Raw genomic sequence first — 2,056 nt, forward strand, 5'->3', positions numbered from 1 at the left:
CAACGGGCCGGAACGTAGGCCGGTGCGGTCGCCCCGCCCCGCGGCGCAGGCCTCGGCGATGTGGCCGACCGTGTCGGAGCCGGCGTCGCCGTAGCGTTCGGCGTCCGGCGCGCCGCCGATGCCGACGGAATCGAGGACGATGAGCAGTGCCCGCGCCATCGTCCTAGACCGGCTCGACGTCGGCGACGGTGTCGCTCTTCAGCGCGAAGGCCGCCGAGAACAGGGTGCGGGTGTACGCGGTCTTCGGCCGGGAGAAGATCTCGTCGGCCGGTCCCTCTTCCACTACCACGCCGTTCTGCATCACCAGCACGTAGTTCGCGAGCGCGCGCACCACCTTGAGGTCGTGGCTGATGAAGAGGTAGGCGAGGCCGCGGGTGCGCTGCAGGTCGCGCAGCAAGGTCACGATCTGCGACTGCACCGAGCGGTCGAGCGCGGAGGTCGGCTCGTCGAGGACGACGAAGCGGGGGTCGAGCACCATCGCCCGGGCGATGGCGATGCGCTGGCGCTGGCCGCCGGAGAACTCGTGCGGGTAGCGGTCCATCGCCGCCGGATCGAGCCCGACATCGGTGAGCGCCTGCGCGACGATGGCGCGATGCTCGCGCTTCGGCACGCCCTGCACCACCAGCCCCTCGGCGACGATGTCGGCCACCGACATCCGCGGCGAGAGCGAGCCGTAGGGGTCCTGGAAGACCACCTGCATGTCCTTGCGCAGGGGCCGCATCGCCGCGATGCCGTAGGTCTCGATGTCGCGGCCGAGGAAGACGATCGGCCCCTCCGACGCCGTCAGCCGCAGCAGCGCGAGGCCCAACGTGGTCTTGCCCGAGCCGGATTCGCCGACGACGCCGACGGTCTCGCCGGCACGGACCCGCAGGGCGACGCCGTCGACCGCCTTGACGTAGCCGGCGGTGCGCCGGAGCCAGCCCTCCTTGAGCGGAAACCACACCTTCAGCGGGCCGGCCTCGACCAGCGCCTCGGCATCCGCCGCGACCGGGTTGCCCCGGCCCTTCGGCTCGGAGGCGATCAGGCGCTGCGTGTACGCGTGCTGCGGGTCGGCGAACACCGCGGTGACCGGGCCGGCCTCGACGATCCGACCGTTCAGCATCACGCAGACCCGCGCGGCGATGCGCTCGACGATGCCGAGGTCGTGGGTGATGAACAGCATCGCCATGCCGAGCCGCTTCTGCAGGTCGGCCAGCAGCGAGAGGATCTGCGCCTGCACCGTCACGTCGAGCGCCGTGGTCGGCTCGTCGGCGACGAGCAGATCCGGCTCGCAGGCGAGCGCCATCGCGATCATCACCCGCTGGCGCTGGCCGCCGGACAATTCGTGCGGATAGGCGCCCATGCGGCGCGCGGCATCGCGCAGGCCGACCAGCTCCAGCAATTCGAGGATGCGCGCCCGCGCCGCCTTGCCGGACAGGCCGCGGTGCAATCCCAGAACCTCGCCGATCTGCCGCTCGATGGTGTGGAGCGGGTTCAGCGAGGTCATCGGCTCCTGGAACACCATGGTGATGTCGGCGCCGCGGACCTTGCGCATCGCGCGCTCCGGCAGGGCGAGCAGGTCGCGCCCCTTGAACACGATCCGCCCGCCCGGATGGTGGGCGGCGCCGTCGAGGAGCCGCAGGATCGAGAGCGCGGTGACCGACTTGCCCGATCCCGACTCGCCGACCAGCGCCACGGTCTCGCCCGGCAGGATCGTGAACGACACGCCATCGACGGCGCGGCTCTCGCCTTCTTGCGATCGGAAGGCGACCGAGAGATCCTCGACGGAAAGCAGCGGCTCGGGCATCAATCGCGTTCGTTCCGGGGCAGGTGCGGTCTCTATAGCGCGGCGGCGGCCCGACGGCGAACCACCCGGGGGCCAACAGGGGGGCGGCATGTCGGCAGAGACCTTCGCGGCGACGATCCGTGCGGCGCTGGGCAGCGCGCCGGGCACCGGGGCGTTGACGATCACCGGGACGGGGACCCTGCCTTCGGCCTTTCCGGTCACCGACCTCGCCGCCGGCTCCGTCGCCGCGGCGGGGCTGGCGATCGCCGACCTCGTCGGCACCGTCGGCGC

1 protein-coding gene and 2 pseudogenes are annotated in these 2,056 nt (G+C 71.9%); 1 reads left to right on the forward strand and 2 read right to left on the reverse strand.

Annotated elements, in window-relative coordinates; translation table 11 throughout:
* Positions 1-159: pseudogene (locus FV223_RS26185) on the reverse strand (phosphopentomutase); the annotation flags it as partial.
* A 4-nt stretch (positions 160-163) separates the two neighbouring features.
* A complete protein-coding gene (locus FV223_RS26190; RefSeq protein ID WP_147729669.1) occupies positions 164-1,786 on the reverse strand; it encodes an ABC transporter ATP-binding protein in 1,623 nt (540 codons plus the stop codon).
* Positions 1,787-1,874: 88 nt separating this feature from the next.
* Between FV223_RS26190 and FV223_RS26195 the strand changes: the two are divergent.
* Positions 1,875-2,056, forward strand: a pseudogene (locus tag FV223_RS26195) (hypothetical protein); the annotation flags it as partial.

This window comes from Methylobacterium sp. WL116 (assembly GCF_008039455.1).
GTDB lineage: Bacteria > Pseudomonadota > Alphaproteobacteria > Rhizobiales > Beijerinckiaceae > Methylobacterium.

Coding starts and splice junctions, on each gene's coding strand:
- FV223_RS26190 (WP_147729669.1), bottom strand. CDS start 1,786: ATGCCCGAGCCGCTGCTTTCCGTCGAGGATCTCTCGGTCGCCTTCCGA.